Annotated in this window: 11 protein-coding genes; all 11 read left to right on the top strand. The window is 65.0% G+C overall.

Annotated elements, in window-relative coordinates; translation table 11 throughout:
• Window positions 1–40 precede the first annotated feature (40 nt).
• The 11 genes from ACIPW4_RS16630 to fliD all read left to right on the top strand — a co-directional run bounded on the left by ACIPW4_RS16630 (window position 41) and on the right by fliD (window position 13384).
• Entirely contained in the window at window positions 41–2944 is a 2904-nt protein-coding gene (locus ACIPW4_RS16630; RefSeq protein ID WP_400659597.1) for a TIGR00180 family glycosyltransferase, read from the top strand.
• Between the two features lie 198 nt (window positions 2945–3142).
• On the top strand, window positions 3143–4324 hold the full coding sequence (gene pseC / locus ACIPW4_RS16625) for a UDP-4-amino-4,6-dideoxy-N-acetyl-beta-L-altrosamine transaminase (RefSeq protein ID WP_400659595.1): 1182 nt from the start codon (window positions 3143–3145) through the stop codon (window positions 4322–4324).
• Window positions 4317–5042, top strand: a complete 726-nt coding sequence (pseF, locus tag ACIPW4_RS16620) for a pseudaminic acid cytidylyltransferase (protein WP_400659593.1) — start codon at window positions 4317–4319, stop codon at window positions 5040–5042. The genes pseC and pseF overlap by 8 nt, the downstream gene beginning before the upstream one ends.
• Window positions 5039–6514: a UDP-2,4-diacetamido-2,4,6-trideoxy-beta-L-altropyranose hydrolase gene (gene pseG / locus ACIPW4_RS16615; protein WP_400659590.1), complete on the top strand. Its 1476-nt coding sequence runs from the start codon at window positions 5039–5041 to the stop codon at window positions 6512–6514. Before pseF ends, pseG begins: the two co-directional genes overlap by 4 nt.
• A 3-nt stretch (window positions 6515–6517) precedes the next feature.
• Window positions 6518–7570 carry a pseudaminic acid synthase gene (gene pseI, locus ACIPW4_RS16610; protein WP_400659587.1) on the top strand — a complete coding sequence of 351 codons (1053 nt, stop codon included), beginning with the start codon at window positions 6518–6520 and terminating at the stop codon, window positions 7568–7570.
• Between the two features lie 290 nt (window positions 7571–7860).
• Window positions 7861–8805 (top strand): ketoacyl-ACP synthase III, encoded by a 945-nt coding sequence (locus ACIPW4_RS16605; RefSeq protein ID WP_400659584.1) that lies wholly within the window; start codon window positions 7861–7863, stop codon window positions 8803–8805.
• Window positions 8806–8858: 53 nt separating this feature from the next.
• Entirely contained in the window at window positions 8859–10151 is a 1293-nt protein-coding gene (locus tag ACIPW4_RS16600) for a motility associated factor glycosyltransferase family protein (RefSeq protein ID WP_400659582.1), read from the top strand.
• Window positions 10148–10396 carry a hypothetical protein gene (locus ACIPW4_RS16595; RefSeq protein ID WP_400659579.1) on the top strand — a complete coding sequence of 83 codons (249 nt, stop codon included), beginning with the start codon at window positions 10148–10150 and terminating at the stop codon, window positions 10394–10396. Before ACIPW4_RS16600 ends, ACIPW4_RS16595 begins: the two co-directional genes overlap by 4 nt.
• A 217-nt stretch (window positions 10397–10613) precedes the next feature.
• Window positions 10614–11468: a flagellin domain-containing protein gene (locus tag ACIPW4_RS16590; protein WP_400659577.1), complete on the top strand. Its 855-nt coding sequence runs from the start codon at window positions 10614–10616 to the stop codon at window positions 11466–11468.
• Between the two features lie 70 nt (window positions 11469–11538).
• Complete coding sequence (locus ACIPW4_RS16585; protein WP_400659575.1) at window positions 11539–11892, top strand: flagellar protein FlaG; 354 nt, start codon at window positions 11539–11541, stop codon at window positions 11890–11892.
• Between the two features lie 82 nt (window positions 11893–11974).
• Window positions 11975–13384 carry a flagellar filament capping protein FliD gene (gene fliD, locus ACIPW4_RS16580; protein WP_400659572.1) on the top strand — a complete coding sequence of 470 codons (1410 nt, stop codon included), beginning with the start codon at window positions 11975–11977 and terminating at the stop codon, window positions 13382–13384.
• Window positions 13385–13493 lie beyond the last annotated feature (109 nt).

The following is a 13493-nucleotide window of genomic DNA, read 5'->3' as shown; positions in this document are numbered from 1 at the left end:
TTCGATTTCTTCGGCGGCAACGCCAATGGTGGTGAAGACTATGCAAGGCAATTTCGCGGCAGACCAGGCAGCCAAGCTGCGCGAGCGGTTCACGCTGGTACTGATGACGCACAACCGGCCGGCGTTCCTGCAGCGCACGCTGCAGTACTACAGCGACTACCCGTGCTCGATCCTCGTGCTGGACTCCTCGACCGAATCGGCCGAGGCGGTGGCCGCCTGCTACCCGGGCGTCGAATACCTGCACCTGCCACAGTTTTCCTACATGGGCTTCCAGGCCAAACTGACCTATGGCGTGAACCGGGTGAGCACGCCGTTCATGGCCTTTGCCGCCGATGACGACTTCCTGCTGTTCGACGGGCTGAACCAGTCGCTGGACTTCCTCGACGCCAACCCAGACTACGGCATGTGCCATGGCTACTGCCTCAACTACCTGGCCGAAGCCACTCAGGTGAACTACTACCGGCGCAACAAGAAGGTCCGTGAAGACTACGACGCACCGCGTGCCGAACAGCGCCTGCTGGACTACATGGGCGAGTTCATTCCGCCGTTTTTCGCCGTCACCCGCACCGCGCTGTTGCGCCAGTGGTTCGCGTTGCTGCCCGAGGGCACCAACTTCGAGTGGCAGGAAATCGGCCATGCCTACTTCCTGCTGACCAACGCCAAGGCGCGGATCCTGCCGATCGCCTATGCCGTGCGTGAAACCAATTACGGGGTTTCCGAGCACCAGACCGAGGTCATCCACGTGCTGGCCTTCACCGATGCCAAGTCGGTGGCCGAGCGTGAACAGTTCGCCGACTTCCTCGCCGGCCTGCCGACCGCGATCGAGGGGCTGGACCATGCGGCGCGGCGCCAGCTGGCCCTGGACAGCTTTGCCGCCATGGCCGACGGCCTGTTCAAGGGCCGTGCAGTAGCCCTGGACCTGGTCTGGGGGTCAAGCTGGACCGACCCGCTGCAGCCGCCAGTACGCACCTTCGAGCCGGCCCAGTATGTCGAGATGCCGTTCTACAACCAGGCGTTCTTCGACAAGCTCACCGCGTTCGAATTCCTGATCCATGCCATGCCTGCCGGGCGCCTGCAGTTGCAGCAACTGGAGCCTCTGCTGCTGCGCCAGGAGCAACTGTTGCAGGCGCAGGCCAACGACACCCCGGGCACCGTCGGTTCCCGCCTCTGGGCTGCGTTGGCGCTCAATGCCTTCAACCGCGAGGTGGTACGGCGCCTGGCCGGGCACCTGCGCGACAACGGCGAGGTGGAAGAGAGCGAGGCACTGTTCGCCTGGCTGGCGCGACTGGAAGGCGTGCTGCAGCAGAGCGGTCGCGAACTGCTCGGCAGCATGCCGTCGGGCCGCCTGCTCGACTGGCTGGAGGCACGCAAGCCGGATGCGACTGCACTGGCCGCCATCGATGAACACCTGGCGCTGCACCAGGGCGGCCCGCAGTTCGGCATCCTGCTGCTGGACCTGGACAACAATCAGGCCGCGCTGCAGGACACGTTCGACAGCCTGTTGGCCGGGCTGAGCAAAGCGTTCCGGATCGTGGTCTTCACCACCGGCGAGCCGCCGATGGCCACCTCGCTGCACAACACCCTGCATTTCATCAAGGTCAGCCGCGAGGACTATGTCGAGCGCATCAACCAGCTCGCCCGGCAGTCCTCTTGCGAATGGCTGCTGCTGGCCGAGGCCGGTGATCGCTTCACGGCGACCGGCCTGTTGCGCGCCAGCCTCGAACTGCTCAATACGCCGGACTGCCGTGCGGTCGCGGTCGACGAGATCCAGCAGCAGGCCGATGGCGTCTGGCGGGAACTGCTGCGTCCGGGGGTCAACCTGGACCTGCTGCAGACCAACCCGGCGCTGATGGCGCGCCATTGGTTGCTGCGTCGGGAAGTGCTGGTGGAAGCCGGCGGGTTCGACAAGCAGTACGACCAGGCCCTGGAGTTCGACCTGCTGCTGCGCCTGATCGAGCAGGGCGGCCTCAATGGCCTGGCCCACCTCGACGAGCCGTTGCTGATTACCCCGGCACCCCAGGCCGCGACCAGCGAGCATGCCCGTCAGGCCTTGGTCCGGCATCTGGCGAGCCGTGGCTACAAGGCCCAGGTCAGTACTCCGGTAGCCGGCACCTTGCGCATCGACTACCGCCACGTCGAACGGCCGCTGGTGAGCATCCTGCTGCGCAGCCAGGACAACCTGGACGCGCTGCAGCGCTGCCTGAAGAGCATCCTGCAGCGCACCCGCTATGCGCGCTACGAGGTGCTGATCGCCGACAACGCCAGCCAGTCGCCACAGCTGCTCGAATGGCTGGCGCAACAACAGCAGGGTGGCGGCAAGGTGCGCGTGCTGCAAAGTGCCGAGCGCCTCAGCCCGGCGGCGCTGTGCAACGCTGCCAGTGCCGAGGCCAAGGGCGACTACCTGGTGCTGCTGGCGGCGGATGCCGAAGTGGTCAATGCCAACTGGATCGAGGCGCTGCTGAACCAGGCGCAGCGCCCGGAGGTGGGCGTGGTCGGTGGCAAGCTGCTGGATGCCGGTGGCAAGCTCACCCAGGCTGGCTTGCTGCTGGATGCCGAAGGTGCAGTCACGCCGGCATTCGCTGGCGAGGCGGCCACTGCGCCGGGTTACCTGAACCGGCTGGCCGTCGAGCAGAACCGTCCGGCGGTCTCGGCGAGCTGCCTGATGGTCCGCAACGAGGTGTTCCAGGCCCTTGGGGGCCTGGACGAAACCACCTTCGCCCAGGCCTTTGGCGATGTCGACCTGTGCCTGAAAGCCGCCGCAGCCGGCTTGCTGACAGTCTGGACCCCGCAGGTGCAGGTGATCCACCCAGGCGTGGTGGCCGCGGACCCGGCGGCGCTGGCTGCACTGAGCGCCAAATGGTCGGCGCAGTGGCAGGGTGCGGTCCAGAACCAGCAGCTGAGCCCCGCCAAGGCGTCCCTGGACTGGGTCGCACTGATCGTCTGAAGCGGCGGGGTGCGGGGGCTGGCCTGTATCTTGCTTCGAGCTGCGATACAGCGCGCGCGAGTCAGAAATTTGTAGGCTGCGCGCCCGCCTGACCCTGCAACCGGGCGTCATCGTCAGTCGATGGCGCCGCCCCTAGGATCGACGTATGTTCGACGACAAGTCCATTTTCAAGCTCCGCTCCACGACAGGGATGCTGGCGTGATCCCCTATGCCCGGCAGAGTATCGATCAGTCTGATATCGGCGCAGTGGTCGAGGTGTTGCAGTCCGACTGGTTGACCCAGGGGCCGATGGTCGAACGCTTCGAGCAGGCCATCGCCGAGCGCTGTGGCGCAGGCCACGCCGTGGCGGTGTCTAACGCCACCGCCGGTCTGCACCTGGCTTGCCTGGCCGCTGGGTTGGGCAGCGGGGACTGGCTGTGGACAACCCCCATCAGTTTCGTCGCCTCGGCGAACTGTGGCCGTTACTGCGGGGCCGGCGTCGATTTCGTCGACATCGACCCACATACCTGGGCCCTTGATGCCGCAGCGCTTGCGCAGAAACTCGAGCAGGCCGCCCTGCAGGGGCGCCTGCCCAAGGTGGTGGTCGCCGTGGCATTTGCCGGCCAAAGCGCCAATATGCGTTCGATCAAGGCGTTGGCCCGACAATATGGCTTTACCTTGATCGAGGATGCGGCCCACGCGGTCGGCGCGCGTTACGCGGGTGTGGCCGTTGGCAGTGGCGAGTTCGCCGACATGACCGTGTTCAGTTTTCACCCGGTGAAGATCATTACCTCGGCCGAAGGCGGCATGGTCCTCACCAACCGGGCCGACCTGGCCCAGCGCCTGCGCTTGCTGCGCGGTCACGGGGTTACCCGCGACCCAGGCCAGATGACCGAAGAAAGCCATGGCGCCTGGTACTATCAGCAGCTCGATCTGGGGTTCAATTACCGTATCACCGACCTGCAAGCTGCCTTGGGGCTTTCCCAGCTGGCGCGGCTGGATGAGTTCCTGGAGCGTCGTCGGGCACTGGCGGCACGCTACCAGCACTTGCTCTCGCACTTGCCGGTGAGCGTTCAGGCGCCACAGCCGGAGGCCGAATCCGCCTGGCACCTGTTCGTGATACGCCTGCAGGGCGATCGCCTGCAGCGCTCGCACCGGGAAGTTTTCGACGGAATGCGGGCTGCCGGGGTCGGGGTCAATCTGCATTACATCCCCATTCACTTGCAGCCCTATTATCGCGAGCTGGGTTTCAAACCCGGGGATTTCCCGCAGGCCGAGGGCTATTACGCAGGCGCCCTGAGCCTGCCGATGTACCCGGACTTGAGCGAGGCCGAGCAAGATCACGTGGTCGACAGCCTGGGCAGGCTGCTGCAGCTGCCGGCAGGGCGCCGCCATGACTGAGCGCAGGGAAAGTAACGTCGCGATCATCCCGGCCCGTGGTGGCAGCAAACGCATCCCGAGCAAGAACCTCAAAAGCTTTGCCGGGCTGCCGATCATCGTCCATTCGATCCGCGCGGCACTCGCCAGTGGCTTGTTCGATCAGGTGGTGGTCAGCACGGACGACGCGGATATCGCGGCAGTGGCCAGGGAGCATGGTGCGCATGTGCCGTTTCGCCGGCCCGCGCACCTGGCCGACGACCATGCCACCACCCATGCGGTGGTCAGCCACGCCCTTGAGGTGCTGACCGGGCAGGGCCAGGAACTGACCCATGCCTGTTGCATCTACGCCACTGCGCCTTTCCTGCAGCAGCGCTATCTGGCTGAGGGGCTGGCGTTGTTGCGGCAGCACCCTGAGCGGTCCTTCGCCTTTTCGGTGAGCGGTTTCGGCTTCCCGGTGCAGCGGGCGCTGACGCTGGACGCCGAGGGTGCGCTGGTCCCCCTCAATCCGCAGTTCCGCGAAACCCGTTCGCAGGACCTGGCGCCGGCCTATCAGGATGCCGGCCAGTTCTACTGGGGGCGGGTGGAGGCCTGGTTGCACAACGAGGTGCTGTATTCCGAGCGCAGCCTGCCCGTGATCATTCCCCGGCACCTGGTGCAGGACATCGACACCGAAGACGACTGGCTGCGCGCGCAGTACCTGTACGCGGCGCTCAAGGCGGGAGGGGAGCTGGACTCATGAAGGTGCTGCTGCGGGCGGACGCGTCTTCATCCATCGGTGTCGGTCACACAGCACGTTGCCTGACGCTGGCCCAGGCGCTGCGTGAACAAGGGGCGCAGGTCAGTTTTGCCTGCTGCCTGCTCGATGGCCATCGCCGAGCGGCCATCGAACAGGAGGGCTTCGAGGTCTTCGCCTGGCCGCAGCCCGAACAGGCGCCGGGCACCGCATGCTGGGCGGCGGACATCGTCGCGCTGCGTGCAGTGTTGCCGGCCGATGCGTGGTTCGACTGGGTGATCGTCGACCATTACGCACTGGATGCGCGCTGGGAGCAGGCTGCCCGTGCCTTCGCCCGGCGCATCGCGGTCATCGATGACCTGGCCGACCGCGACCACGCGGCCGACCTGCTGCTGGATCAGAATTTCGGCGCCAGCGAAGCGCGCTACACGCCCCGGCTGACGGCAGCCTGTCGGTGCTTGCTGGGGCCACGCTACGCGCTGGTCCGGCCGGCGTTCCAGGTGCCGGCAAGTTCGCCACCCCGGCAGGCGCACCGGGTGCTGGTCAGCTTCGGCGGTTTCGATGTGGCCGGTATGCTGCCGCGGACCCTGCAGGCGCTGGCCGGGCTGGACGGACTGCAAGTGACCTGCATCGCCGGGCTCGGGCACCCCCACCGGGAGGCGCTGCGCCAGTTGTGCGCAGGGCGCGCGGGGTGGGATCTGCACGATTTTGTCGACGACATGCCGCTGCGGATGGCAGCAGCAGACCTGTTCATCGGTGCCGCTGGCGGCACGACCTGGGAGCGCGCCGCGCTGGGCCTGCCGAGCCTGTGCGTGAGCGTGGCCGACAACCAGCGGGCCGGTGCAGAGGCCATGGCCCGGGCCGGCATGCACCTGTACCTGGGTGAGGCCGGGCAGGTCGACATGCTGGCGCTGCGCCAGGCAACAGCCTTGCTGCTGAACAACCAGGCCCTGCGCCAGAGCTTCGCCGAGCGCAGCCGTGCGCTGGTCGATGGCCGCGGTGCGCAGCGGGTGGCTGTCGCCCTGCTGGGTGAGCAGCTGGCACTGCGCCCGGCGCGCCTCGAGGATGCCCGGCTGTTGTTCGACGGGCGCAATGCGCCCGAGGTCCGGCGCCGTTCACAACAGGGGCAAGCGCTGCACTGGGCCGAGCATCAAGCCTGGCTGGCGGCGATCCTGGCCGACCGGCAGCGCCTGCTGCTGATCGCCGAGAGCGCCGACGGGCCGGTCGGCAGCGTGCGCTATGACCGCCTGCCGGGCCAGCGTGCGCGGGTGTCGCTGTACCTCTTCACGGGGCGTTTCGGCCTGGGTTGGGGCAGGGCTCTGCTCGGCCGTGGCGAGGCCTGCGCACGTCAACACTGGCCGGACCTGCTGGCGATCGAGGCCCAGGTATTGCCCGACAATCAGGCGTCATTGCAATTATTCACGGGGGCCGGCTTCGTGCAGGCGCCGTGCGCATTCGAACGGGTATTCCAGGAGTAGCCCATGGACAGTTTCAACATCGGCCACCGCCGAGTCGGCGCGGACCAGCCACCGCTGGTGATCGCGGAGATGAGCGGCAATCACAACCAGTCGCTGGCGCGTGCGCTGCAGATCGTCGAGGCGGCCGCTGCGGCGGGTGCCCATGCACTGAAGTTGCAGACCTACACCGCCGACACCATGACCCTGGACCTGGCCCAAGGCGAGTTCTTCATAGCCGACCCGGATAGCCTCTGGCAGGGTTCGTCGCTCTACGCGCTGTACCAGAAGGCCCACACCCCTTGGGAATGGCATCGGCCACTCTTCGAGCGGGCCCGGGAGCTGGGCATGCTGGCTTTCTCCACGCCGTTCGACGAGACCTCGGTGGACTTCCTGGAAAGCCTGGATGTGCCGGCCTACAAGATCGCCAGCTTCGAGAACACCGACTTGCCGTTGATCCGCAAGGTGGCGGCCACGGGTAAACCGCTGATCATCTCCACGGGCATGGCCAGCCTGGCGGAACTCGAGCGCACCGTGCAGGTGGCGCGGGAGGCCGGGTGTCGTGACCTGGTCCTGCTCAAGTGCACCAGCACTTACCCGGCCAGCCCGCACAACAGCAACGTGCTGACCATCCCGCATATGCGCGAGCTGTTCGGTTGCCAGGTCGGGCTGTCGGACCACTCGCTGGGGGTCGGTGTGGCCGTGGCGGCCGTGGCGCTGGGAGCCACGGTGGTGGAAAAGCATTTCACGCTCGACCGCAGCGAAGGTGGCGTGGATGCGACATTCTCCCTGGAGCCCGGGGAGATGGCCGCGCTGGTGCAGGAAACCGAACGCGGCTGGCAGGCGCTGGGGCGGGTGTTCTATGGTGCCACCGAAGCCGAGCAGGCTTCGCGGCGCTTCCGGCGCTCGCTGTATGTGGTGCGCGACATGGCCGAAGGCGAGGTCTTCGACCTTGGCAATGTGCGCGCCATCCGCCCCGGGCTGGGGCTGGCGCCAGGGCATCTGGACGCGGTACTTGGGCGCAAGGCCCGGCAGCCGCTCACGCGTGGCACGGCGCTGGACTGGTCGCTGCTCGACTGAATACGGCAGCGGGCCTACCCGCCAAGAGCCGCATGGCCGTCCAGATCCCTTGGCATCAACTGCATTGCCGAGGTGACGCACCCAGGCAAAATGTGCGATTGTCTGGAAATATTCGTGACCTATCGGTCAGAGCGGGCATCTCCCTCTGTAACCGTTAATGGGGCTGGCGTGCCAATCGTCGCTTGCCTGCCCACCTGTCGCCTGGTCCACCCGGCGGCAGATCCCTTATTCTGGCGCTGCCCGAGTCATCCGGGCGGCGGTATCGAGCTGTTATTTTTTGGGAAGCCATGATGATCGGCATTAAAAGCATCGCGAGCTATGTGCCCGCTTCCGGCCTGGACAACTATGTGCAAGGCGCGAAATTCGGCAAGGACGAAGAGTTCATGTTCGGCAAGATCGGCGCGAGCTTCCTGCCACGCAAGGACGATGAGCAGGAAACGTCCGACCTGTGCGTGGAGGCAGTCAACAACCTGTTCGCCGCCAACCCGCAGCTCAAGCGCGAGTCGATCGATGCGCTGATCGTCGTTACCCAGAATGGCGACGAAGAAGGCTTGCCGCACACCGCTGCCATCGTCCAGCACAAGCTCGGCCTGCCGACCCATGTCGCGGCCTTCGACATCTCGCTGGGTTGCTCCGGCTACGTCTACGGTATCTATGCGCTCAAAGGCTTCATGGAAGCTGCCGGCCTGAAGAACGGCCTGCTGGTGACGGCCGACCCGTATTCGAAGATCGTCAACCCGGACGACCGCAATACAACCATGCTGTTCGGCGACGCCGCCACCGCCACCTGGATGGGCGAAGACGCCACCTGGCAGCTGGGCAAGGCGAAGTTCGGCACCGATGGCGCCGGCGCACCGCACCTGAAGGTGACCGATGGCGAGTTCTACATGAACGGTCGCCAGGTGTTCAACTTCGCCCTGATCAAGGTACCGGCGCACCTGCATGAACTGCTGGGCGAGTCGGGCCTGGAAAACAGCGACATCGACGCCTTCTGCATCCACCAGGGCAGCGCGGCGATCGTCGATGCCGTGGCACGGCGCTTCGAGGAAGACCCGGAGAAGTCCCAGGCCGACAAGTTCGTCAAGGACATGCTGGAGACCGGAAACACCGTATCCTCCAGCGTGCCGTTGCTGCTGCAGAAGCACATGTTCGACGGCAGCTGGAAGCGGGTGGCCATCAGCGGCTTCGGCGTTGGCCTGTCGTGGGGCTCGGCCATTCTGTACAAGGCTGAATAAACCCCGGCAGTAGGTTACCCTTCGGTGTTTCGCAGGCAAGGGAAGCTCAACCCATGAGCGCGTTTTTCCAGCGTAACGCTGAGGTGTTGCAAAGCCGCTGGCCGGCGCTGTTCGAGCGCCTGCAGGGCGAAGCGGGCGAGGCCTTGGAGGTCGAGCTGGTGGAGGGCCTGGGGTCGACCCTGAGCGTCGCCGGCATCCAGCTCACCAGCCGTCACGACCGGCTCGCCGAAGCGCGCCTGCAGGCGCAAGGTCTGCCGGCGGGCAGTTCCACTCTCCATCTCTACGGCACTGGCCTGGGTGACCTGCAGCGCGTGCTGCTGGAGCGGGCAGGGCTCGCCCGGCTGCAGGTGTACCTGCTCAATGGCGCCTTGTTCCACCTGGTGCTGCAACTGCTCGATCAGTCCGACTGGCTGGCCGACCCCCGGGTCGAGTTGGCCTACGCCGGTGACAGCACGGAAATTGCCCTGCCGTTCTTTGCCTTGCCCTCAGAGCTGGTGCTGGCTGATGAGGCCAACGCGAAGATCCGTGATCGGCTCATCAGCGAGGCCCACCTGGCGGACAACAACCGCGCTTTCGATGTGGCCGACCCGCGTCTGCAGAAGCTGCTCGAAGACAGCCTGCCGCTGTTGCGTCAGGACCCTGACGTGGCCGCGCTGTTCGATACCCAGCCCGGGCGTGACTGCTTCGTGATCGCCACCGGCCCGAGCCTGGCCGGGCACTTGCCGGCGCTGGCCAAGGTGCGTGCGCAGGCTGAGCGGCCCCTGTTCATCTGCGTCGACACCGCTTACCTGCCGCTGCTGCGTGCCGGGGTCCAGCCGGACATCGTGGTCAGCGTCGATCACAAGATCCGCATCCATCACCTGCCGCCGGACGATTCGGCTGCGACCGCCCTGGTGTACATGCCGATGCTGGACGTCGAGCTGCTCGGTAACTGGCGCGGGCCCCGCTACAGCGCCTATTCCGGCAGCGCCCTGTATGCCCGCGTGCGTGAGGCGATACCGCGTGCCGAACTGTTCGTGGGCGGCAGCGTGATCCACCCGGCGGCGGACCTGGCAGTGAAGATGGGGGCAAGGCGCGTCATTCTGTTCGGTGCCGACTTTGCCTTCCCGGGCGACCGCACTCACACCGGTTGGGACGATGGCGTGCTTGGCCCGGCGGTTTCGGCGGCGCGTCACTGGGTGCTGGATGGCAAGGGGCAGCGCGTGCGTACCCAACTGAACTTCCGTGGCTACCTGATCGAGCTGGAGCGCTTCATCGCGCGACATCCCGAGGTGCGCTTCGACAACACCAGCCGGGCGGGCGCGCTGATCGCCGGCACCGGCTTCGACCCGGAGTTCTGCCCATGAATGCTGCCAGGCACTGTGCTGCGGCCCGCGCGTGCGCCGCGCTGTTCCGTCTGGGGCGGGACGTGGAAGGGGCGCTGCGCATGGTCGAGCTGTTTGACGGGGTGTTGCCGCTGGTCGAGCCCCAGGCGGGCGCTGTGGTGCTGCAGGCCATGCTCGATGCGCAGCAGCGCCAGGACTGGTTGGCGCTGGCCGACTACCTCGAATACGAATTGCTGCACCTGATCGAGCAGGCCCCTTTGCACTGAAGTGTGATTCTCGTCACATTCGGCCTGCGGCCATCACGCCGCAGGGCAGGGCCGCAAGGCACGGTTTACAAGGGGTGGCGCCGTGATGGCATTTTTTTTTGGAAAACCCCTAAAGCAACGTGCAAACCCGACGATAACCATTACGAAGGTTCTCTAGGCCACACCCGGCGGATGCCAGGGCCGGAAGCCGCAGTATCCATCCAACGAGGAATTCGTCATGGCTTTAACCGTAAACACCAACACCACTTCGCTGGGCGTGCAGAAGAACCTGAACAAAGCTTCCGACGCACTGAGCACTTCGATGACCCGCCTGTCTTCCGGCCTGCGCATCAACAGCGCCAAGGATGACGCCGCTGGCCAGCAGATCGCCAACAAGCTGCAGACCATGGTCACCGGTACCACCGTTGCGATCAAGAACGCCAACGACGGTAACTCGATCACCCAGACCGCTGAAGGCGCTCTGTCGGAAATGACCAACATCCTGCAGCGTATGCGTGAGCTGGCCCTGCAGTCGCGTAACGACTCCAACGGCACCACTGAACGCGCAGCGCTGAACAAGGAATTCGCGGCCAAGTCCGACGAACTGACCCGTATCGCTACCTCCACCACCTACGGTACCAGCAAGCAGCTGCTGAACGGCACCGCCGGCACCATGGAGTTCCAGGTTGGCGCGATGACTGGCACCAGCCAGATCCTGAGCGTTTCGATGACCTCGTCGTTCGCAGCTTCGACCCTGGGCGTCGGCACCGGTACCCTGGCTATCTCGGGTACTTCGGACTCCGCCGTTCACACCTCGGTTGACGCCGCCATCACCGCGATCGACGCCGCCCTGCAGACCGTTGACAACAAGAAGTCGGACCTGGGTGCCATCCAGAACCGCTTCCAGTCGACCATCAACAACCTGCAGAGCATGAACGAGAACTCGGCTGCCGCCATGGGCCGTGTTCAGGACACCGACTTCGCCGCAGAAACCGCTCAGCTGACCAAGCAGCAGACCCTGCAGCAAGCTTCGACCGCCGTCCTGTCCCAGGCCAACCAGCTGCCATCCGCCGTACTGAAACTGCTTCAGTAATAGCGCGATGCAGTCTAGCGAGGGGGTGCATGCGCACTCTCTCGCTTTTTACTTTCAGAGGTGAAGTGCGATGGACATAAGCGTCAAGTCGAGCCCGTCGTATCAGATGTCATCGGTAGTCGCCAGCATCCAGAAGGATGAAGCGGCTGACAAGGCTGCCGGGCAAGCCCGCAAGGCCGTGCAGCAAGACGCTCCGAAGAGCGAGGTCGAGCTACACTCGGCCGTCAAGGAAATACAGGATTTCGTCCAGTCGTTGCAGCGCAACCTGGAATTTTCGGTGGATGATTCCACCGGTACGTGGGTGGTCAAGGTCGTTGCCCGCGACAGCGGCGAGGTGATCCGTCAGATCCCGTCGGAAACCGCGCTGGAGCTGGCCCGCAGTCTGCATGATGTCAACAGTCTGCTCTTCGACGAGAAAGCCTGACCGCCTACAGGTCAATTGAACGGTTGCGCGGCTGCAGATGTAGCGCCTGAGCTTCCGGCGTCAACCAGAAAAGGAGGATGTAATGGCAAGTCCAATTCTACCGAGTTTGGGGCTGGGTTCCGGTCTCGATACTACGGCCATTGTGAAGGCCCTGGTTGATGCCGAAAAAACCCCCAAGCAGGGCCAGCTCGATCGCCGTACTTCGGCGAACACCGCTTCGATTTCGGCGGTGGGCAGCCTCAAGAGCGCGCTGACGGCCTACAAGACGGCGCTGGACAAGCTCAACGACAGCGCCAACCCGGCGTTCATCGGCTCTGTGGCGGCTACTTCCAACGACAAGTATGTCAAGGCCACGGCCGGCAGCACGGCAGTCAACGGCAACTATTCGATCCAGGTCTCGCAGCTGGCGACGGCTTCGCGCGTGGCCAGTGAGCGCTATACGGACAGCAGTTCGGTGGTGTCCGCCAGTGGCGGCACCCTGACGCTGACCCAGAATGGCACCGCGGTCGACGTCACCATTCCGGCCAATGCCACGCTGCAGCAGACCCGTGACGCGATCAACGCCCAGGCTACCTCCAAGGGCTTCACGGCCAACATCGTCAACGACGGTACCGGCTCGCGCCTGGTGCTGAGCTCCGAGACCATGGGCGAGGGTTCGGATATCTCCGTCTCGGGCGTCATGACCATCGATCCTTCGGCGGCGATGACCGATGCCGGTGGTGCCGGTCGCGTCGGCGAGCTGGCCAAGGATGCCGAGTTCGAAATCGACGGCATGAAGCTCACCAGCAAGTCGAACAAGGTCGACAACGCCATCAGCGGCATGACCTTCGAGCTGCTGTCCAAGACCGAAACGCTGTCGCCGGTGTCCATCACCGTGACTGCGAACACCGACGGCCTGAAGAAGTCGGTGCAGTCGTTCGTCGATGCCTACAACGCGCTGGTCGGTACCATCAACAACGTCAGCGTTTCGACCAAGGCCGCAGACGGCACCTGGAACACCCCTGCACTGTCGGGCGACCCTGCGGTGCGCGGCATGCTGACGGCACTGCGCAACGAGCTCGTGGTGCCGGGCACCAATGGTTCGGGGCAGCTCAGCGTGCTCTCGCAGCTGGGCATCAATACCGTCCAGGGGACCGGCCTGCTGGAATTCGACAGCACCAAGTTCACCAAGGCGATCGACGATCAGAAGCTCGGTGGCGAGGTCCAGAACCTGTTCAATGGCGATGGTGGCCTGCTTGATCGCATGACCAAGGCCATGGAGCCGTTCTCTGCGTCCGGTGGCGTACTGGATGAGCGCAACAAGTCGCTCGAGGCGACCAAGAAGAGCCTGAGCCTGGAGCAAAGCTCGCTGGATGCCCGCATCAAGGACCTTGAAGCTTCGCTGACCAAGAAGTACAACAACATGGACACCCTGGTGGGCCAGTTGAACTCCCAGCGGGACAGCGTGCTGTCGATTTTCGAAGCCATGGCCGCCCAGCAGAAGAATTCCTGACAGGGCGTGACGGCTCAGGTCAGTGCCAAAAGCCCGGCAGCGCGTGACGCTCTGTCGGGCTTTTTGTATTCTCCCTAAAGTTTTTTGACGCCGCGCCGATAGCCCGGTC

This window comes from Pseudomonas sp. NPDC089996 (assembly GCF_044748405.1).
Taxonomy (GTDB): Bacteria; Pseudomonadota; Gammaproteobacteria; order Pseudomonadales; family Pseudomonadaceae; genus Aquipseudomonas.
Note: the sequence above shows the minus strand (reverse complement) of the source record. Positions and strands in the feature narration are given on the sequence as shown.